This is a genomic window from Novosphingobium soli (genome assembly GCF_042432915.1).
In the GTDB taxonomy this organism is placed as follows: Bacteria; Pseudomonadota; Alphaproteobacteria; order Sphingomonadales; family Sphingomonadaceae; genus Novosphingobium; species Novosphingobium soli.
Window position 1 is genome coordinate 348,743 of the sequence record NZ_JBHLWK010000010.1, and the last position, 19,497, is coordinate 368,239.

Sequence of the window (19,497 nt, forward strand, 5' to 3'; positions counted from 1 at the left end):
TTAGGCCGTAGACTCATGAGCGCGGAGCCACAGGCGCATTGAGGCGAGTTGGACCATTGCGAGAAAGTTCTCGGCCAACTTGTCGTAGCGGGTTGCGATCCTGCGGAAGTGCTTCAGCTTGGAGAAGAAGCGCTCGATCGCAAGCGCGGGCCGACAGGCTTGGAGGCAGTGAAGGCGCCATGTTGGGTAGGGAGGCTGCTTTCCGCATAGGTGTATTCGAGAAGCAGCAACTGCAACCGATGTGGGATGACCCTGTCCTGAGATTTGCAGCGCAGGCTATGCAGGGTATCGGCATGCTCGATACGGACATTCATTCGCCGCTCGGTGACATAAGAACTCCAGACGGCCTGACCGGCGGGGCTTGGGACCTTGATTATCGTGTCGGCATTGCGCGCAATGGGTTCGACTTCATGTATCAGAATGTGTTCAAACCTTCGCCGCTCTCAACATATGGACAGAACGCGATGCAGCACTTCTTTGGCGATGTGTGGCAGCAGAATCAGCCTCGCTGGAAGCCAACGCCGGGCGGCGGAACCTGATCGATGGTTGCGGCAAGATATCATGTTGGTGCGGCGCTGCTCGCGCTAACCGCCTGTGGTGCGACCAATGGGCAATCGGGTGAATCCATGGAAACAGTTCGCTTTGCACCGGGAATGAATCTGCGGGAGATGGTGTCCGAGCGCCTCTACAAGCAATTATCGCCGCAGATCAGGACTGACGGGAGTCCCTTTGTAGTGACCATCGGGACGCCTCATGTCCTGAAGCTGGATTTGGGAAGCGAGGAAATTGAGCTCCATCCAGGCGGATATAACTCAACGACATATTTAAACTCCGGCTACTCGCCAGATGGTCTGGGAGACGGGAGCAATCGTGACTACAATCGTATTGGCACATTAGATAGCGACACCGGCTCAGAGCGCTTGACCCGTGGGGCTGCGCGCGATCTCGCAATCCGTTTATGTGCGGTCGCGGTAAAGGGATTGCGGGCGAAGTCCAGCATCGATCCGGCGCGAGTGATCGACTATCCTAAACTCTCTGTCACGGATCACATGAAGTTCATCGGCGCGCGCGCCAGCGACGTGTGCGTTGTTGAGAATGCGGATGTCACCTTCATCATTCGATACAGCGGGCCGGATGATATCCTAAGCGAAGACTCACCTCGAAAGGATGAGGAAGCATTTAGGCTGAATGTCTCAGTGCACCAGGCTATCCCTAAATCAGGTTGAGGGCAGGAAAACGGGCGGTCAGTTGGCCCGCCTTCGCTGTCGTTGACGGGCGCACTCGCGGGCTCGTGCGGTGGTTGTTACTCATGGCCTTCAGGGCGTCGTGTCGCTCGCTAAAAAGGCGGAGTTCTGCGGCTTATGGCCGGGTGATACATCGCATGCCTGCGCGCCACAGCGCTGATAGACTCCTGGCCCGAGTAGCTCTCAGCGACGATCGAGACCTTTACCTCAGGCGGCCAATCCCGGCGCTTGCCCGCGCCCGTGAAGATCTCAAGCCGCTGAGCCCCGCTAGTACCAGCATCATCATATGACATCGTCATAGCACCAGCCATCTCCGCCCCAATTAAAGGCGGTGAGACTCGGCTTTGCAGATCATACTCGCAAGGTGGGGCTCAGGCTCCGCTTACGCTCGATCAGGTTCCGCTCGCGGTAGAGCCACCTGCTGAAGTAAGGTTTCCAGCGGCGATTGGCCTTAGGCGGGATGTTGGCGAACGCCCCCTTCTCACGAAGAGCCGAACGGATGCGATCGGCATGATAGGCCTTGTCCGCCAGAACGATTGTTCCAGCGGCAACGTGAGCAAGCAGATCGTCAGTTGCTTGCCCATCATGGCTTTGCCCAGCGGCCAGGCTCAGCCGGATCGGGAGGCCTTGTCCGTCGACGACCGCGTGGATTTTGGTCGTGAGGCCGCCTCGGGAACGACCGAGACAATGATCTCGATCCCCCTTTTTGCCGTCGCGGCCTGTTGGTGGGCGCGAACGGAAGTGCTGTCGATCATCTGGATGTCACCGTCGTGCGCGGCGGTGATAGCGTCCATCATCCGATCCCACACCCCCGGCTTTCCGCCATCGGACAAAGCGGTTGTAGCAGGTCGTACGTGGGCCGTATCGTTCGGGCAGATCGCGCCAAGGCGCACCGGAGCGTAGCACCCAGAAGATGCCGTTCAGAACACGGCGATCGTCCACGCGGGGCACGCCTCGCGGCTTATTGGGCAGCAACGGTTCGATCACGCGCCATTCGAAGTCGGTCAAATCGTATCGGCTCATGCCGAGCGTGAATCACCTCCCCAGCGCTAAGGAAAGGACCTTGATGGCGGGAGGCCCTACTTTGCGCTAAACCGCCGAGGCCGGCGTGACGGAATTGGTAGACGTATCACCACAGTGATCCTGAGCTTACGGCTTAGGTGCGGGTTCGATCCCCTGCCGCTGGCGCCCCATTTATGGGTTCACGACCTAATCGGGCGGGGGAAGTTCAGTCGGGGTGCTGTCGGGCTGGTCGTAGTCCGGACCCGAGGGCGGCGTCTCGTCCGGGCCGCCCGGCGCCGCGGGATCGTCGCCGGGGATGGGGAACTCTGCCGGCGTGTCGCCCGGGTTGTCGGCGGGGGGCTGGGTGGCCATGTTCGTCTTGCTCCTCTCGCCCCGCTCCACCGTCCCACTTGGGCACCCGGCGCAGCCGTTGCAAGGCCCCGCGACTCACCGCCCTTGCCCTTTTTCGCGCGGACCATTAAGGGCCCGTCCCTTGAGTTTCAGGCTTCACTCATGCGGGCGTGGCGGAACTGGTAGACGCGCTGGTTTTAGGTACCAGTATCGAAAGATGTGGGGGTTCGAGTCCCTTCGCCCGCACCAGTCCGCCGCCCAGGGGAGGGAAGTCGCGTCGAAATCGGCCGGTGAGGCCCTTTGGATTGCACAGGAAGGCATTCGAAATGCAGATCGTCGAGACCACCAACGAGGGCCTCAAGCGCGCTTACACGGTGACCATCCCCGCCACCACCATCACCTCCAAGATCGAAGGCGAGGTCGAGAAGATCGCCCCGCAGGTGCGCATGCCCGGCTTCCGCCCCGGCAAGGTGCCCGCGAACCTGGTCAAGAAGATGCACGGCCCGGCGATCCACCAGGAAGCGCTGAACACCTCGATCCGTGAGGCGATGGACAAGCTGGTGGCTGACAAGGCGCTGCGTCCGGCGATGAACCCCGACGTCGCGCTGGCCGAGGGCTACGAGGAGGGCAAGGACGCCGAGCTGACCGTCAGCCTCGAGATCCTGCCGCAGATCGAGGCGCCTTCGCTCGAGGGCCTGAAGCTCGAGAAGCTGACCGTCCCCGTCTCCGACGAAGCCGTGACCGAAGCGGTGGAGCGCATCGCCGGCCAGCAGCAGCGCTTCGAGACGAAGGACGGCGAGGCCGCCGACGGCGACCAGGTCATCATCGACTTCACCGGCAAGCTCGACGGCGTCGAGTTCGAGGGCGGCAAGGCCGAGAAGGCGCCGCTGGTGATCGGCGCGGGTCGCTTCATCCCCGGCTTCGAGGAGCAGCTGACCGGCGCCAAGGCCGGTGACGAGCGCACCATCACCGTCACTTTCCCCGAGGACTACCCGGCCGAGAACCTCGCCGGCAAGGAAACCACCTTCGACATCGTCGTCCACGAGGTGAAGGCTCCCGCCGAATCGAAGATCGACGACGACTTCGCCAAGGAGCTCGGCCTCGAGAGCCTGGAGCAGCTCCAGGGCCTGCTGCGCGGCCAGCTCGAGCAGGAGACCGCCGGCCTCACCCGCACGGCGATGAAGCGCTCGCTGCTCGACCAGCTCGCCGCCGGCCACGACTTCGACGTGCCGCCGACGATGGTCGAGGCCGAGTTCTCGCAGATCTGGCAGCAGCTGACCCAGGAAGCGCAGAACGAGGAAGACCCGGCCGCCGCTCTCGCGGAGATCGAGGCCGAGAAGGACGACTACCGCAAGATCGCCGAGCGCCGCGTGCGCCTGGGCCTGCTGCTGTCCGAGATCGGCCAGGCCAACGGCGTCGAGGTGACCCAGCAGGAAATGGGCATGCTGATGCAGCAGGCCGCCCAGCAGTACCGCCCGGAAGACCGCCAGCGCTTCATGGAATACGTCCGCCAGGACCCGATGATGGCCGCCCAGCTGCGCGCGCCGCTCTATGAGGACAAGGTCGTCGACTTCCTCATCGAGAAGGCCGAAGTCACCGAGCGCGAAGTGACCCGCGAGGAACTGCAGGCCGCGATCGAGGCCGACACCGACGGCGAGAAGCCGGCCGAGGCCAAGAAGGCTTCCGCGAAGAAGGCCAAGAAGGCCGACGACGCCGAAGCTTCGGCCGAGGACGCCGCGCCGAAGAAGGCTTCGGCCAAGAAGGCGGCCAAGAGCTCGGAAGACGCCGTCGAGGGCGAGCCCGAGCCGAAGAAGGCTCCGGCCAAGAAGCCCGCGGCGAAGAGCTCGGAAGACGCCGTCGAGGGCGAGCCCGAGGCGAAGCCCGCCAAGAAGGCTCCGGCCAAGAAGAAGGCCGCCGACAAGGACGCTGACAAGGACGCCGAACAGGAGGGCTGATCGCCCTTCCAGGCAGGATCATCAGGAACGGCCCGGTGCAGCGATGCGCCGGGCCGTTTCGATTCGGGCCCGCCGACCCGGGGTGGCGCTCCTACTCGCCCCAGCGCCGCAGCGAAGGCGGAGCCAGCCGGGCGCTGCGCACCGTCTCGTAGGCGGCGCCCACCCGCAGCACCTTGGCGTCGTCCCAGCGGCCGGCGATGAACGAGAGCCCCACCGGCAGGCCCTCGGCCGCGCCCATCGGCACCGTCAGGTGCGGATAGCCGGCGATGGCGGCCAGCGAGCCGGCCCCGATATCCAGGAAGTGATCGCCCAGCAGCGGGTCGATGGGCCAGGCCGGGCTGGTGGTCGGCGCCACCAGCACGTCCACCTCGTGCCTCGCCAGGAGCGCGTCGATCCCCTCGGTGCCGGCCAGGCGTCGCGCGTCCTGCCGCGCCTTGCGGTAGACGGCCTCGTCGGTGGCGGCGAGCGCCTGCTCGAAGATCTCCTGCCCGTACCAGCGCAGCTCGGCATCGGCGTGCGCCTTGTTGAAGGCGATCAGCCCGGCGAGGTCGCGCGCGGGCGGCTGGCCGGGCAGGCCGGCGAGGTAGGCGTCGATGCCCTTGCGAAACTCGTGGAGGAGGACCGCGTATTCCGCCTCGCCCATCCGCGCCTCCGGCTTGAACGCGACGTCCACGATCTCGGCGCCGGCCGCCTTCATGTCGGCGAGGGCCTTGTCGAACACCGCGGTCAGCGCGGGCGTCGTGCCCGCCTGGCCGCGCAGCACGCCCACTCGCACCCCGCGCAGGCTCGCGCCCGAGAGCGCCGCGGCGAAGTCCACGGCGTGCCGGCCGGCCTCGGCGGTGGCAGGGTCGGCCGGATCGGTGCCGGCCATCGCGGTCAGCAGCATCGCGGCGTCCGCCACGCTCGTCGTCATCGGTCCCGCGGTGTCCTGGCTGGCGCTGATCGGCACGATGTAGGTGCGGCTCACCAGCCCGACCGTCGGCTTGAAGCCGACCACGCCGGCGACCGAAGCGGGGCAGGTGATCGATCCGTCGGTCTCGGTCCCGATCGCGGCCCAGGCCATGCCGGCGGCCACGGCCGCGCCGCTGCCGGAGGACGAGCCGCAGGGGCTGCGGTCGAGCGCGTGGGGATTGCGCGTCTGCCCGCCCACCGCGCTCCACCCGCTGGACGAGCGGTCGCCGCGGAAGTTCGCCCATTCGGAGAGGTTGGTCTTGCCCAGGATCACGGCGCCCGCGGCGCGCAGGCGGGCGACCAGCGGCGCGTCGCGGCCGGTGGCATTGTCCTTCAGCGCCAGGCTGCCGGCGGTGGTCGGCATGTCGCGCGTCTCGATGTTGTCCTTGACCAGCACGGCCCGTCCGGCGAGCGGGCCCCCGCCCTGCGCCCCGCCCTGCGCCCCGCCCTGCGCCCCGCCCGCCGGGTCGGGAGCGATGGCGACGACTGCGTGGATCGCAGGGCCGGCATCGTCGATCGCGGCGATCCGCTCCAGGTAGGTGGCGGGCGTCTCGGGCGCCGTCGCGCTCGCCGTCTGGGCGACGCCGGCGGCGGCAAGGCAGGCGGCGGCGAGGCCGATGGAAGCAGTTCGGTGCATCTTGGCAGGTCCCCCGGGTCCCGTGGCGAGCGCCGGAATCTGCGCGGACCCGCGCCTGCGCGCAACTCCCTTGTGCGGACCGCAAGGCCGATGATGCCGGATTGATCCGTTAATCCCCTTGAACATCGGACCGGGCCACGCGACATAGGCGGCGCAAACCATATGAGGACTCCCATGCTCGACCTGTTCGGCGCCTCCAACGCCCAAGGAAAGTTCACCACCCACCCCGTGACCGGCGCGCTCGTGCCGATGGTCGTCGAGCAGACCAGCCGCGGCGAACGTTCGTTCGACATCTACTCGCGCCTGCTGCGCGAGCGCATCGTCTTCGTGACCGGGCAGGTCGAGGATCACATGGCCTCGCTGATCGTGGCGCAGCTGCTGTTCCTGGAGTCGGAGAACCCGTCCAAGGACATCTCGATGTACATCAACTCGCCGGGCGGCGTGGTGACGGCGGGCATGGCGATCCATGACACCATGCAGTACATCAAGCCGCGCGTGTCGACCGTGTGCATCGGCCAAGCCGCCTCGATGGGCAGCTTCCTGCTGGCCGCGGGCGAACCCGGCATGCGCATCGCGCTGCCCAACGCCCGCATCATGGTCCACCAGCCCTCGGGCGGTGCGCAGGGCATGGCCGCCGACATCGAGATCCAGGCGCGCGAGATCCTGCGCATGCGCCGCCGCCTGAACGATCTCTACGTGAAGTACACCGGCAAGTCGCTCGACGAGATCGAGAAGGCGATGGACCGCGACACCTTCCTTGAGGCCGAGGAAGCGCTGGCGTTCGGCCTCGTGGACAAGGTGTTCGAAACCCGGCCGGACGCCGAAAAGGCCGAAGGCTGATCCTGTAAACGCGGCGGAACCGGACTTTCAGCCTATCGCAAGCATTTGGCGCTAGGATTGCAAAACCGGTCCCCCGCGGAGTAGACTGGACGAGTCGCCTCGTTTGGAGGCCAAAGACGGAAAATGACGAAATTGAGCGGATCTGACGCGAAAAGCACCCTCTACTGCAGCTTCTGCGGCAAGTCGCAGCACGAAGTGCGCAAGCTGATCGCGGGACCCACGGTCTTCATCTGCGACGAATGCGTCGAGCTTTGCAACGACATCATTCGCGAAGAGACGAAGGCCGGGATCGCGGGGCGCAAGGACGGCGAAGTCGTCTCTCCCCGCGAAATCTGCGAGACGCTGAACGACTACGTGATCGGGCAGGAGCGCGCCAAGCGCGTGCTCTCCGTGGCGGTGCACAACCACTACAAGCGCCTCAAGCACAGCGGCAAGCAGGGCGACGTCGAGCTGTCGAAGTCGAACATCCTGCTGGTCGGGCCGACCGGCTCGGGCAAGACGCTGCTCGCGCAGACGCTCGCCAAGACGTTCGACGTGCCCTTCACCATGGCCGACGCCACCACGCTGACCGAAGCGGGCTACGTGGGCGAGGACGTGGAGAACATCATCCTCAAGCTGCTCCAGGCCTCGGACTACAACGTCGAGAAGGCGCAGCAGGGCATCGTCTACATCGACGAGATCGACAAGATCAGCCGCAAGGCCGAGAACCCGTCGATCACGCGCGACGTCAGCGGTGAGGGTGTGCAGCAGGCGCTGCTCAAGCTCATGGAAGGCACCACGGCTTCGGTGCCGCCGCAGGGGGGCCGCAAGCACCCGCAGCAGGAATTCCTGCAGGTGGACACGACCAACATCCTGTTCATCTGCGGCGGCGCCTTCGCCGGCCTGGAAAAGATCATCGCCGACCGCCTGCAGAAGCGCTCGATCGGCTTCGGCGCGCACGTCGCCGATCCGGACAAGCGCCGCGTGGGCGAGCTGCTCCAGAAGGCCGAGCCGGAGGACCTGCTCAAGTTCGGCCTGATCCCCGAGTTCGTCGGCCGCCTGCCGGTGATCGCGACCCTCAACGACCTCGACATCGAGGCGCTGGTCAAGATCCTCAAGGAGCCGAAGAACGCGCTGATCAAGCAGTACGCGCGCCTGTTCGAGCTGGAGGACGTGGAACTCACGTTCACCGAGGAGGCGCTGGAGGCGATCGCGCAGAAGGCGATCGATCGCAAGACCGGCGCGCGCGGCCTGCGCTCGATCGTCGAGGGCCTGCTGCTCGACACCATGTTCGACCTGCCGACCGAGCGTGACATCGCCGAAGTGGTGGTCGACAAGGACGTGGTGGACGGCCGCAAGGAACCGGTCCGCGTCCTCAAGGGCGACAAAGCCGAAGCCGCCGCCTGACCGGGCGACCGCTCCGAACCCCAAAGGGCCGCTCGCCGCAAGGCGGGCGGTCTTTTCGTTTGCGTCGCGCCGCGGAGCCTTCGACAAGCTCAGGCTGAGCGGGGCCGGAAGGGACGGGCTTGCAGGGCGGCTGCGCTCCCCAGATAGGTCCGAAGGCCCAGACCCACTACGCTCGCTCATGCTGAGCCTCAGAGCATGGAAGCGCCACGTGCTCCTCATGGCGTACCCACCGCAACCCCGCCCCGCTGCCCGGCCGCCTGGCCGATATCGCCGGGACGCGGCGGCGCGGCTTGGCAAGTGGCGCGCCCGGCCGCAGTCTCCCGACAAACGAGAAGGGGGAGAGCCATGTCCGCACCGGTGCGCGTCTCGCGCGTGATCCACACGATCCATGCCACCTCCGACATCGACCGGTGCCGCCTGCTGTACCAGGATGCGCTGGGCGGGCTGGTGTTCGCCGAGAACTATTTCCCCGCCGAGGATCGCGACGCGGCCCTGCTTTACGTGACGGACCACATGGTGGAACCGATGGCAGCGCGCAATCCGGACGATCTTACCAAGCCGTTCGCGCGGCAGGCGGCGCGGCTGGGCCAGGCCTTCCACTCCTTCGAGCTCAAGGTGGCCGACGGCAAGGCCGCCAGCGCGGCGTTCCGCGAGGCCGGCTGCACGATCGCGAGCGACTACGGCGTGTTCTTCTTCGTGAAGCCCGAATCGACCGGCGGCGTGCTGCTGGAAGTCTGCGAGCTGCCGATGCCCAACGACCCCTGGGAGCGTGGTCACTGGGACCCGAGGGTCGGCGCCGGGCACGCTTGCGGCGTGACCGGGCTCGATCACATCGCCTGCGTCACCGCCGACATCACGGCGGCGCTGCGCTTCTTCACCGAACGGGTGGACGGTGCAGTGATCGAGGACGAGCGGACGGAACTGCCCCAGCCGGCCCGGCGCGTGCTGCTCCAGGTGGGTGACACGCGCGTCGCCTTCCTCCAGCCCGACGATCCCTCCGGCGGCCCGCTCGGCGCGTTCCTCAGCAAGCCGCAGAACGGCATCTACGCGCTCGCCTGGAGGATCGCCGACGCGGCGCAGGCGCGCGCGCACTTCGAAGGCAAGCTCAAGCTGCGCCTCACGCGCGAGGGCTGCGTCACCGCCGGCTTCGCCATCGAGCCGGACGACTTCTTGGGCGCCCGGCACGAATTCGTGGCCTGACGGGTCAGACCACCGCCTCGCTCTCCAGCGCGCAGGGCGCCTCCTCGTCGGTCTCCACCTGGATGGTGGGATGCCCGATCCCGAAGGCGTGGTCGAGATCGTGCGCCAGGCTGCGCAGGAAGGCGTCGCCGGGCTGGCCGCCGGGGATGACGAGATGGGCGGTCAGCGCCGTCTCGGTCGTGCTCATCGGCCATATGTGCAGGTCATGGACCCGCACGACGCCCGGCTGCGCCTCCAGGAAGGCGCGGACCCTGGCGCCGTCGATCCCCTCGGGCACGCCCAGCATGCCCATGCGCAGGGCGTCGCGCAGCAGGCCCCAGCTGGACCAGCCGATGACGAAAGTGATGGCCAGGGATGCCAGCGGGTCGATCAGCGTCCAGCCGGTCCAGGTCACGACAAGCCCCGCGAACACCACCCCGACCGAGACCAGCGCGTCGGCCATCAGGTGGACGAAGGCGGCGCGCAAGTTGAAGTCCGACTTCGAGCCGCGAGCGAAGAGCAGGGCCGACAGCGCGTTGACCGCGATCCCGATGCCGGCGACCACCATCATCGTCGTCCCCGCCACCGGCGCCGCATCGCTCAGGCGGCGGATGGTCTCGACCAGGATCGCCCCCACCGCCACCCACAGCAGCGCCGCATTGGCGATCGCGGCAAGGATGGAGGAGCTCTTGAGGCCATAGGTGAACCGCTCCGAGGGCGGCCGCGCCGACAGCACCGCCGCGGCCCACCCGAGCAGCAGCGACAGCACGTCCGACAGGTTGTGCCCGGCGTCGGCCAGGAGCGCCATCGAGCCGCTCACGAGCCCCGCCGCGACTTCCGCGACGACGAATGCGAGGTTCAGCGCCACCGCAATCGCGAACGGCCGCCCGGCGTTCGCCGCCGCAGAGGGTCCGTGGTGGTAGTGGTGGTGCCCGTGGTGATGGTGCCCGTGTCCGTGGTGATGATCGTGTCCAGTGCCCATGGCCCGGCACGTGGCATGAGGACGCTCGCGGTATCAAGCTATGACGTAACATCACCCTGCAGCGCGGCGGATCCGCGTCCCCGGTGGCGGCGGACGCGTCGGCGGTTCCAATCCGGCGTGGCATTTATGCCGCACCATGATGGATTAACTTTCACGCAAGTGCATGATTGTAAAAGACTAAGCGGCGAAAATCTCATTCCTGTTACCATAGTGTCACAAAAAATGGTGCCGTGTCCGTCAAATGAGTCCCATGTGTCAGAAAGCTGTCATATGGCACTGCTCTTAGCAGCCGCAGCAATCATGCGGCGCGAGCAGTTCGTCGCACATTGTGATCATTTCCGTCTGACAAGCTCAGGGGCATACGATGAAGATTCACTCCCTCCTCTCCACGGCGACCAGCACCCTGGCCGTCGGCGCCGCGTTCCTTGCGGTGCCCGCTTTCGCGCAGTCGACCGGTTCGGTCGACTTCGAAGAAGGCGAGATCGTCGTCACCGGCCAGGTCGAGCGCGGCGTTGCCGGCGTTCAGGTCCCGAACACCACCAAGGCCAAGCAGGTCCTGACGCAGGAGATCATCTCCACGCAGGCGCCCGGTCAGTCGATCAACGACATCATCAACCTGGTTCCGGGCGTCAGCTTCCAGAACAACGACCCGTTCGGTTCGGCCGGCGGCACGCTGACGATCCGCGGCTTCGACGATGGTCGCATCTCGCAGACCTTCGACGGTATCCCGCTGAACGACACCGGCGGCTACGCGCTCTATTCGAACCAGCAGCTCGACCCCGAGCTGATCGAGCAGGTCAACGTCAACCTCGGCACCACCGACGTCGACTCGCCGACTGCGGCGGCCACGGGCTCGACCGTCAACTACCGCACCCGCAACCCCACCGACGAATTCGGCGCGCGCATGCTGGGTTCGGTCGGTGACTTCAACTTCTTCCGCATGTTCGGTGAGATCGATACCGGCGTCCTGAACTCGAGCGGCACCAAGGCGTTCTTCGCGGCTTCCAAGGCGACCAACGACGCGGTCTTCGGCAAGATCGGCAAGATCGACAAGATGCAGCTGAACGCCAAGATCTACCAGCCGCTGGGCGACAACGGCGACTTCATCTCGATCGCAGGCCACTGGAACCGCAACCGCAACAACTTCTTCGGTTCGGTGCCGCTGCGCAACGATCCGAGCCGTCCGGTCAACAGCGCCTCCAACGTGGGTCGCTTCCCGAACAGCCGCGCCGAGCGCGATGACTACGACGTTGGCGCCTACGACGCCGCACGCTGCCCGATCTCGCCGGGCATCAGCGGTGTGGCCGAGATCCTTCCTTCCGACAGCTGCGGTTCGCTCTACGAGTACCGCTTCAACCCGTCGAACACCGGCAACATCCGCATCAACTCGAAGTTCACGCTCAGCGACAAGCTGACGCTGACCGTCGACCCCAGCATCCAGTACACCAAGGCCAACGGCGGCGGCACCGTCGTCGCGCGCGAAGGGTTCTACACGCAGAGCGCCAACGCCACCCGCAGCGCCATCACGTTGGCACAGCAGGTGTCCGGCTACCTGGGCGGTTCGCCTTACTTCGGCGGCGTCGACCTTAACGGCGACGGCGACACGCTCGATCAGGTCCGCGTCCTGGCGCCGAGCAACACCGAGACCTGGCGCCTGGGCGTCATCGCGTCGCTGCGCTACGACTTCGACGACTACAACCGCGTTCGTATCGCCTACTCGTACGATCGCGGCCGTCACCGCCAGACCGGCGAGACCAGCCTGATCAAGCCCAACGGTTTCGCCACCGACGTCTTCTCGGACGACGCGCTGACCGACGCCGAGGGCAACGTCCTCCAGAAGCGCGACCGCCTGTCCTACGCGATCCTGCATCAGGTTTCGGGTGAATACTCGGGCGACTACATGAACGACACGCTGCACGTGAACATCGGCGTGCGCGCACCGTTCTTCAAGCGCAACCTGACCAACAACTGCCTGGCCTCGAGCGCTACGGGCTTCGTGGACTGCTTCACCACCAACGCGGCGGACCAGGCGACCTATGCCGCGGCGAACCCGCTCTACGCCCTGCCGCAGCAGCGTATCTTCAAGTACAACAAGGTGCTGCCGAACGCCGGCTTCGTCTATGACTTCACCGACGAGGCGAGCGTCAACTTCAACTACTCGAAGGGCCTGCAGCCCCCGGGCACCGACAACCTCTACCAGTCGTTCTGGTTCCCCGAGGACTCGGAGCAGGCGACGCCGGGCGTGGAAACGACCGACAACTTCGACCTGGGCGTCCGCTACACCTCGGGCATCATCCAGGCGATGGTGACCGGCTGGTACACGATCTACCACAACCGCCTGGCTTCGGCATATGACCGTGACCTCAACGTCACGATCTACCGTAACCTCGGCCGCGTGGACAAGTACGGCATCGACGGCAGCCTGGCTGTCCGCCCGATCCCCGAAGCCAGCATCTACCTCTTCGGTTCGTACCTGAAGTCGGAGATCAAGCAGGACGTCGAGACCGGCGCGGGTGCGTTCGCCCCGACCAAGGGCAAGCGCGAAGCCGGCGCTCCGGTCTACACCTTCGGCGCCCGCGCCGACGGCAACATCGGCCCGGTCTCGCTCGGCGCGCAGGTCAAGCGCACCGGCCCGCGTTACGTCAACGACGTGAACCTGCCGATCACCGTCTCCGGCACGCAGGTCTATGGCAAGAAGACCCCGGCCTACACGCTGGTGGACCTCGACGCCAAGGTCAGCCTCGAGTTCGCAGGTCTGGGCGACAAGACCTTCCTGCAGCTCAACGTCCTGAACGTCTTCGACAAGCTTTATGTCGGCGGCTTCGACGGCGCGGGTACGTCGGACACCTCGGTGCCGTTCGCGCAGATCGGTTCGCCGCGCACCTTCATCGGTTCGATCAGCTTCGGCTTCTGATCGCGACCGATCCGGTCACGGAACAGGGAAGGGAGGGGCCGCAAGGTCCCTCCCTTTCTCTTTGCGCCTTGTCCATCCTCCAGGCGGTAAACGCGGCTAGGGGTTGCCTCGCGGATGCGCTCGGATAGCCTCGGCGCCGAGGGAGAGGACGATGGCTTGGGACGAGACGGGGGATGCAGCCGCGCGCGACCGGCAGGTCCTGGGCGGGCGCGAGCGGCTGAGCTTCCTGGGCGAGGACAGCCTGGATGCGCGCCACCTCGAGGCGATGGAGCAGCTGCGGCTGCTCTACGGCTATCCCGAGGGGATGCCGCTGGCGCCGTTCTTCGCCAACCTGGCGCACAGTCCCGAGTTCTTCGCCGGGTACATGGCGCTGGGCGTCACCGCTTCGACCCGCTCGGCGCTGCCGGCGCGCGTGCGCGAGCTGGCGATCCTGCGGACCAGCTGGCTATGCGGCGCCCCCTACGCCTGGGGCGAGCATGTCCATGCCACCCGGGAACGGCTGTTTTCGCCAGACGAGATCGCGCGGATCACGCAAGGGGCGGCCGCCGGCGGGTGGGACGATCTCGACCGGGCGGTGCTGTGCGCGGCCGAGGAACTGCACGCCGACGCGATGATCGGCGACGCGACGTGGGCGGTGCTGGCCGATCACCTCGACGAGCGGCAACTGGTCGAACTGCCGATCCTGGTGGGTCACTACGTGATGACCGCTTATGTCCAGAACAGCCTGCGCACACGGCTGACCGAGCACGGGCAGGGCCTCTCCGCGCGGTAGGCCCGCCGCTCTGGGCCCGGCGCTCTGGGCCCGCCGCTCTCGACCCTGCGCGTTCATTCGTAGACGCAGGCGTCGAAGCCCTCGCGCTTCACGGTGCCGATCCGCGCGGCGATGGTGTTGCCGTAGCGGCGGGTGAAGCCCGAGGGGTTCTTCACCGAGCGGGTCTTCGGGCTCGGCAGCGCCGCGGCCATGCGGCCGGCCTGGGTCGGCGTCAGGTGGGCTGCGGACTGGCCCCAATAGCGCTGCGCCCCGGCCTCCACCCCATAAGTGCCGATGCCGGTCTCCGCGACGTTGAGGTACACCTCCATAATCCGGCGCTTGTCCCAGAGGGTCTCGACCAGGAAGGTGAACCAGACCTCCAGCCCCTTGCGCAGGTAGCGGGTCCAGCCCTCGCCCTGCCACAGGAAGACGTTCTTGGCGGTCTGCTGGCTGATCGTCGATCCGCCGCGCAGGCGGCCGCCGCTGGCGTTGCGCTCCATCGCCTTCTCGATCGCGTCGGTGTCGAAGCCGTTGTGCGAGCAGAACTTGCCGTCCTCCGCCGCAATGGCGGCGGCCACCATGTTGCGGTCAATCCGGCTCAACGGCTCCCAGTCCTTGGTGATCCCGTTGCCGTCCACCAGCATCGTCACCGTCACCGGCGGCGGGACGAAGCGGTAGAGCACCGTCAGGCCCACGCTGATGGCGATGAACCAGATGACGATCTTGGCAAGCAGGCGCATGGACGAGGCTGACCTTGGAGAAGCGGAAAAGGACCGGACCCTTCGTCTAGTCGAAAGAGCAGGGGTTGCACCAGCAGGCATGGCGAATTTGCACCCGCGGCGTGACGGGCAGGCTGTCTGGCAGAACCTGCCTGGCCGATGACGTTCGCATAAGCGACGTTGCGTTTGCAGTTTCGACTTGCCGTGCCGATAAGGCAGCTCAGACAAGTGAACGGGAGACAGCGGATGGCGGCATCCTTCGGCGTGGGATGGAGGCAAGTGGCGGCAGGATTCCTGCTGCTGGCGGCCTCGGGCATGATCGCCGCCACCTATTCGATCGTGGCAGTGCCCCTGGCGGCCGAGTTCCGGCCCAGCCGCACCGTGCTGATGCTGGCGATGACCGTGCTGTCCGGAACCAGCGCCGTGCTCGCGCCCTTGCTCGGAACCCTGCTGGACCGGATGCCGCTGCGCCGCATGATGGTGGCAGGGGGACTGTGCCTGGCGCTCGGCTACGCCGCGATCTCGCTGGCGACGTCCTTCGCGCAGGTGCTGGTGGTGTTCGGCGTCCTGATTGCGCCTGCCAACGTGCTGATCGGGCCGGTCGCCATCACGGTGCTGCTCTCGCGCTGGTTCGCGGCGAAGCGGGGCCGCGCGATCGGCATCGCCATCGCCGGCATATCGGCGGGCGGCTTCCTGTTCCCGCTGGTCATCTCGGGCCTGCTCGCCGCCTTCGCCTGGCGTTCGGCGTTGCAGGCGCTGGCCCTGGTGCTGCTCCTCTGGACGGTGCCCGCCGCCCTGCTGGTCATCGACCGCCCCTCCGACCGCGGGCTTCATCCCGACGGCGCGGAGGCGCCGGCGCAGCTGGCACAGGCGGAACTGGGCCGGGCGCCGCTTTCGGCATCGCGCATCCTGTCGGACCCGGCGTTCTGGATGATCGCGCTCACGGTGGCGATCGTCACCGCGGGGATGAAGGGCATGATCACCAATCTCGCGCCGCTGGCGATCGACACCGGGGTGAGCGCGGCGCAGGCCGCGCCGCTGGTCTCGGTCTATTCGGGGTGCAGCTTCGTCGCCAAGCTCAACTTCGCGGCGCTGGCGGACCGGCTGGGGCCGCGCAAGCTCATGTTCGGCGCGCTCGGTGGCTTCGCGGCGGGCATGGCCTGCCTGACCCGGGCGGAAGCGGGCTACGGCATGATCGCCCTGGGCGTGGCGCTGACGGGGCTGTTCGGCGGGCTGATGGTCCCGGCCGAGAGCTACCTCGCCCCGCGCATCTTCGGCCAGCGCGGGGTGGGCCGGGCGATGGGCCTGCTGTCGGGCACGATCCTGCTGGCGCTGCTGGCGACGCCGCCGCTCTTCGGCTTCATCTACGACGTGACGGGGAGCTACACCGGCATGCTCTGGACCTTCGCCGCAGTGGCGGTGGCCGCGCTGTTCTGGGTGCCGTTCCTGCGGCTGCACCCGCGGGAGGAGACGCCCTGACGAAAGAAAAGCGGCCGGGCGTCTCCGCCCGGCCGCCGGTAATTCGCGCGCGATCCCTGTCAGGTCGCCGGCAGCAGCTTCTTCTCGCCGGCGATGCGGTTCATCGCCTTCTGCAGCTTCTCGAACGCCCGCACCTCGATCTGGCGCACGCGCTCGCGGCTGACGGAGTAGACCTGGCTGAGTTCCTCCAGCGTCTTGGGATCGTCGGTCAGGCGCCGCTCCATCAGAATGTCCCGCTCGCGGTCGTTGAGGGCGCCCATGGCCTCAACCAGCATGTCGTGGCGCACCGAGGCTTCCTCGGCGTCCGCGACGGTCTCGTCCTGCAGCGGGCGGTCATCGGCGAGGATGTCCATCCACTGGCCTTCGCCTTCTTCCCGGAGCGAGACGTTGAGCGAGGCATCGCCGCCCATCATCATGCGCCGGTTCATGTTGACCACTTCCTGCTCGGACACGCCGAGGGTGGTCGCTATCTTGGCGACGTCTTCCGGATGCAGGTCGGTGTCCTCGTAGGCGTCGAGGTTCTTCTTCATCCGGCGCAGGTTGAAGAACAGCTTCTTCTGCGCGGCGGTGGTGCCCATCTTCACCAGCGACCACGAGCGCAGGATGAACTCCTGGATCGAGGCCTTGATCCACCACATGGCGTAAGTGGCGAGGCGGAAGCCGCGGTCGGGCTCGAACTTCTTGACGCCCTGCATCAGGCCGATGTTCCCTTCGGAAATCAGCTCGGACACGGGGAGGCCGTAGCCGCGATAGCCCATCGCGATCTTCGCCACGAGTCGAAGGTGGCTGGTCACCAGTTGCGCGGCGGCTTCCGGATCCTCATGTTCCTTGTAGCGCTTGGCGAGCATATATTCCTGCTCCGGAGCCAAGACGGGAAACTTCCGGATTTCGGACAGGTAGCGGTTGAGGCTCTGCTCACCGCCCAGAGCCGGCACGCTCGGCAGGCTGCGTTGGTTGTTGCTCATGGTCATCCGTCCTTTCTAGGTCGGCACACGGTCGAAGACCCTTGAAGGCGTCTTAGCTTGCGGCCACCTGTTCACGATAGCACATTATAGCGATTTCAGTGTCGCAGTTCGTCGATCAGTGTCTGCATGTCGTCGGGCAGAGGGCTGGCGAACTGGACGCTTTGTCCTGAAACGGGGTGAACGAAACCGAGTTCCGCAGCGTGTAACGCCTGGCGGGAAAATCCGAGCCGCTGGAGGCTCTGCCGCAATGTACTAGGTGTTCGCCCATATACCGGGTCCCCCAATAGCCCATGGCCGATTGACGCCATGTGAACGCGCACCTGGTGCGTCCGTCCGGTCTCCAGCCGGCATTCGACCACGGTGGCCCCGCGCAGCGCTTCCAAGCTGCGGAAATGGGTCACCGCGTGCTTGCCGCGTCCGTCCTCGACCAGCGCCATCTTCTTGCGATCGTGGACCGAGCGGGCAATGGCGCCGCGGACGGTGCCCGCCGCCGGAACCGGGCGCCCGCCGACCACCGCGCGGTAGGCGCGCACGATCGAGTGATCGGCGAACTGGGCGGCGAGGCCTTCGTGCGCGCGGTCGGACTTGGCGACCACCAGCAGGCCCGAGGTGTCCTTGTCGATGCGATGGACGATGCCGGGCCGGGCCACGCCGCCGATCCCCGACAGGCGGCCGCGGCAGTGGTGGAGCAGGGCGTTCACCAGCGTGCCGTCGAGGTTGCCGGCGGCGGGATGGACGACGAGGCCGGCGGGCTTGTCGACGACGATCAGGTCGTCGTCCTCGAACACGATCGCCAGCGGGATGTCCTGCGGCACCGCTTCGGCGGGGGCGGCCTCCGGCACCTCGATGGCAAAGGGCGTGCCCGGCTCCACCTTGAGCGAGGCCTGCGTCACCGCGGCTCCGGACAGGCGCACGCGGCCTTCGCCGAGCAGCGCCTTGACGCGTTCGCGCGACAGCCCGCTGGCCTCGGCGAGCGCCTTGTCGATGCGGCCGGGCGCACCGACGACGCCTTCGATGATGTTTGCGCAGACCCCCATTGCAGGTACGATTTGGGGATGGTTGTCGAAGTGACAAGTGGCGTTCTGGCCACATTGCTGGAGGAAGCGCGCGCCGCCGGGGTGGAGGAGTGCTGCGGCCTCCTCCTGGGCCGCGAGGGGCGGATCGCCATCGCCAGACCGGCGGCCAACGTGGCGCAGGATCGCCGCGTCCGGTTCGAGATCGACCCGCTGGCCCTGCTGGCCGCGCACAAGGCGGCGCGGGCGGGCGGGCCGCAGGTGCTGGGCTACTATCACTCGCACCCCAAGGGGTGCCCCGTGCCCTCGGCCACCGACCGGGAACATTCCACCGGGGATTCGCGCATCTGGGCGATCATCGCCGCTGGCGAGGTTGCTTTCTGGCACGATAACGCCAATGGATTCGCACCTTTGCACCTGCGCGTGGTGGCGTGATGCCGCGCGCAGCTAAGACGTACGGAAAGTTGTCCCAGCCATGACCACGAGTTCGCTCGAACTTGCCAGCCTCCTGTGTTCGCGCCTCTGCCATGACATGCTCAGCCCCGTGGGCGCCCTGACCAACGGGCTCGAACTGCTGGCGGAGGAGAAGGACCCGGCGATGCGCCAGCGCTGCTTCGAGCTGCTGGACCAGAGCGCGCGGATTTCGGCGGACAAGCTCAAGTTCTTCCGCCTCGCCTTCGGTGCGGCCGGCGGCTTCGGCGAGATGGTGCCGGTCGGCGAGGCGCGGGTGCTGGTCGATGCGCTGGTGGCGAACAACGCCCGCATCCAGATCAACTGGGCGCTGCCGAGCAGTTCGCTGCCCAAGGCGGCGATCAAGACGCTGCTGAACTTCGCCCTGATCGGCCTTGAGGCGCTGCCGCGCGGCGGCACGCTCGACATCGCCGGCGAGTTCCGTGAGGGAGCCAGCGAACTGGTCGTGCGCGCCTCCGGGCCCCGCATCGCCTTCGACCGCGACGTGGGCCGCGCGCTGGAGGGGTCGCTGCCCGAAAGCGAGCTGTCCAGCCGGACCGCCCCTGCCGCGATGCTCGACCAGCTGGCGCGCGAACTCGGCGGGCAGCTCCAGCATGTGCTGGCCGAGGACGCGCTGGTCCTTGGCGCCGTACTGCCACGAGCCTGAGCCGGAAAGGGG

At 66.8% G+C, this 19,497-nt stretch carries 18 protein-coding genes, 2 tRNA genes and 2 pseudogenes; 13 read left to right on the forward strand and 9 right to left on the reverse strand.

From position 1 onward, the window contains the following. Nucleotides 1–138, reverse strand: a pseudogene (locus tag ACFFJC_RS08185) (IS5/IS1182 family transposase); the annotation flags it as partial. Between the two features lie 155 nt (nt 139–293). Between ACFFJC_RS08185 and ACFFJC_RS08190 the strand changes: the two are divergent. Both ACFFJC_RS08190 and ACFFJC_RS08195 read left to right on the forward strand, forming a co-directional pair. After that, complete coding sequence (locus ACFFJC_RS08190) at nt 294–539, forward strand: hypothetical protein (protein ID WP_379487002.1); 246 nt, start codon at nt 294–296, stop codon at nt 537–539. Between the two features lie 87 nt (nt 540–626). Then, nucleotides 627–1,226 carry a hypothetical protein gene (locus tag ACFFJC_RS08195; RefSeq protein WP_379487003.1) on the forward strand — a complete coding sequence of 200 codons (600 nt, stop codon included), beginning with the start codon at nt 627–629 and terminating at the stop codon, nt 1,224–1,226. A 110-nt stretch (nt 1,227–1,336) separates the two neighbouring features. On the opposite strand, the gene ACFFJC_RS08200 is transcribed toward ACFFJC_RS08195, so the two are convergent. Next, a complete protein-coding gene (locus ACFFJC_RS08200; RefSeq protein WP_379487004.1) occupies nt 1,337–1,555 on the reverse strand; it encodes a transposase in 219 nt (72 codons plus the stop codon). Nucleotides 1,556–1,628: 73 nt separating this feature from the next. Next, a pseudogene (locus ACFFJC_RS08205) lies at nt 1,629–2,267 on the reverse strand (IS5 family transposase); the annotation flags it as partial. Between the two features lie 79 nt (nt 2,268–2,346). Between ACFFJC_RS08205 and ACFFJC_RS08210 the strand changes: the two are divergent. Continuing rightward, nucleotides 2,347–2,432 (forward strand) — tRNA-OTHER (locus ACFFJC_RS08210). A 21-nt stretch (nt 2,433–2,453) separates the two neighbouring features. On the opposite strand, the gene ACFFJC_RS08215 is transcribed toward ACFFJC_RS08210, so the two are convergent. Then, nucleotides 2,454–2,618, reverse strand: coding sequence for a hypothetical protein (locus tag ACFFJC_RS08215; RefSeq protein ID WP_379487005.1), 165 nt, complete (start codon nt 2,616–2,618; stop codon nt 2,454–2,456). A 143-nt stretch (nt 2,619–2,761) separates the two neighbouring features. Here ACFFJC_RS08215 and ACFFJC_RS08220 point away from each other — a divergent pair. Together ACFFJC_RS08220 and tig are read left to right on the forward strand one after the other, a co-directional pair. After that, nucleotides 2,762–2,846, forward strand: a tRNA-Leu gene (locus ACFFJC_RS08220). Between the two features lie 77 nt (nt 2,847–2,923). Next, the gene (gene tig / locus ACFFJC_RS08225) at nt 2,924–4,552 is read left to right on the forward strand and encodes a trigger factor (RefSeq protein WP_379487006.1); all 1,629 of its coding nucleotides are present in this window, start codon (nt 2,924–2,926) and stop codon (nt 4,550–4,552) included. Between the two features lie 91 nt (nt 4,553–4,643). Here tig and ACFFJC_RS08230 read toward each other — a convergent pair whose 3' ends face one another. Next, nucleotides 4,644–6,140 carry an amidase gene (locus ACFFJC_RS08230; protein ID WP_379487007.1) on the reverse strand — a complete coding sequence of 499 codons (1,497 nt, stop codon included), beginning with the start codon at nt 6,138–6,140 and terminating at the stop codon, nt 4,644–4,646. A gap of 174 nt (nt 6,141–6,314) precedes the next feature. On the opposite strand from ACFFJC_RS08230, the gene clpP reads away from it, so the two are divergent. From clpP to ACFFJC_RS08245, 3 genes are all read left to right on the forward strand, one after another. Continuing rightward, complete coding sequence (clpP, locus tag ACFFJC_RS08235) at nt 6,315–6,980, forward strand: ATP-dependent Clp endopeptidase proteolytic subunit ClpP (RefSeq protein WP_379487213.1); 666 nt, start codon at nt 6,315–6,317, stop codon at nt 6,978–6,980. Between the two features lie 123 nt (nt 6,981–7,103). After that, entirely contained in the window at nt 7,104–8,366 is a 1,263-nt protein-coding gene (gene clpX, locus ACFFJC_RS08240) for an ATP-dependent Clp protease ATP-binding subunit ClpX (RefSeq protein WP_379487008.1), read from the forward strand. Between the two features lie 345 nt (nt 8,367–8,711). Next, nucleotides 8,712–9,566, forward strand: a complete 855-nt coding sequence (locus ACFFJC_RS08245; RefSeq protein WP_379487009.1) for a VOC family protein — start codon at nt 8,712–8,714, stop codon at nt 9,564–9,566. A 4-nt stretch (nt 9,567–9,570) separates the two neighbouring features. Here ACFFJC_RS08245 and ACFFJC_RS08250 read toward each other — a convergent pair whose 3' ends face one another. Beyond that, nucleotides 9,571–10,527 carry a cation diffusion facilitator family transporter gene (locus tag ACFFJC_RS08250; RefSeq protein ID WP_379487010.1) on the reverse strand — a complete coding sequence of 319 codons (957 nt, stop codon included), beginning with the start codon at nt 10,525–10,527 and terminating at the stop codon, nt 9,571–9,573. Between the two features lie 364 nt (nt 10,528–10,891). Here ACFFJC_RS08250 and ACFFJC_RS08255 point away from each other — a divergent pair, with 364 nt between their 5' ends. After that, nucleotides 10,892–13,441, forward strand: coding sequence for a TonB-dependent receptor (locus ACFFJC_RS08255; protein WP_379487011.1), 2,550 nt, complete (start codon nt 10,892–10,894; stop codon nt 13,439–13,441). Nucleotides 13,442–13,592: 151 nt separating this feature from the next. After that, a complete protein-coding gene (locus ACFFJC_RS08260) occupies nt 13,593–14,213 on the forward strand; it encodes a carboxymuconolactone decarboxylase family protein (protein ID WP_379487012.1) in 621 nt (206 codons plus the stop codon). Nucleotides 14,214–14,266: 53 nt separating this feature from the next. Here ACFFJC_RS08260 and mtgA read toward each other — a convergent pair whose 3' ends face one another. Next, the gene (gene mtgA, locus ACFFJC_RS08265) at nt 14,267–14,932 is read right to left on the reverse strand and encodes a monofunctional biosynthetic peptidoglycan transglycosylase (protein WP_379487013.1); all 666 of its coding nucleotides are present in this window, start codon (nt 14,930–14,932) and stop codon (nt 14,267–14,269) included. Nucleotides 14,933–15,157: 225 nt separating this feature from the next. On the opposite strand from mtgA, the gene ACFFJC_RS08270 reads away from it, so the two are divergent. Next, a complete protein-coding gene (locus ACFFJC_RS08270; RefSeq protein WP_379487014.1) occupies nt 15,158–16,390 on the forward strand; it encodes an MFS transporter in 1,233 nt (410 codons plus the stop codon). Nucleotides 16,391–16,449: 59 nt separating this feature from the next. Here ACFFJC_RS08270 and rpoH read toward each other — a convergent pair whose 3' ends face one another. Together rpoH and ACFFJC_RS08280 are read right to left on the reverse strand one after the other, a co-directional pair. Then, complete coding sequence (gene rpoH, locus ACFFJC_RS08275; protein WP_379487015.1) at nt 16,450–17,355, reverse strand: RNA polymerase sigma factor RpoH; 906 nt, start codon at nt 17,353–17,355, stop codon at nt 16,450–16,452. A gap of 95 nt (nt 17,356–17,450) precedes the next feature. Beyond that, entirely contained in the window at nt 17,451–18,392 is a 942-nt protein-coding gene (locus ACFFJC_RS08280; RefSeq protein WP_379487016.1) for an RluA family pseudouridine synthase, read from the reverse strand. A 30-nt stretch (nt 18,393–18,422) separates the two neighbouring features. Here ACFFJC_RS08280 and ACFFJC_RS08285 point away from each other — a divergent pair, with 30 nt between their 5' ends. Together ACFFJC_RS08285 and ACFFJC_RS08290 are read left to right on the forward strand one after the other, a co-directional pair. Further along, nucleotides 18,423–18,803 (forward strand): M67 family metallopeptidase, encoded by a 381-nt coding sequence (locus tag ACFFJC_RS08285; protein WP_379487017.1) that lies wholly within the window; start codon nt 18,423–18,425, stop codon nt 18,801–18,803. Between the two features lie 40 nt (nt 18,804–18,843). Then, a complete protein-coding gene (locus tag ACFFJC_RS08290; RefSeq protein ID WP_379487018.1) occupies nt 18,844–19,485 on the forward strand; it encodes a histidine phosphotransferase family protein in 642 nt (213 codons plus the stop codon). Nucleotides 19,486–19,497: the final 12 nt, after the last annotated feature.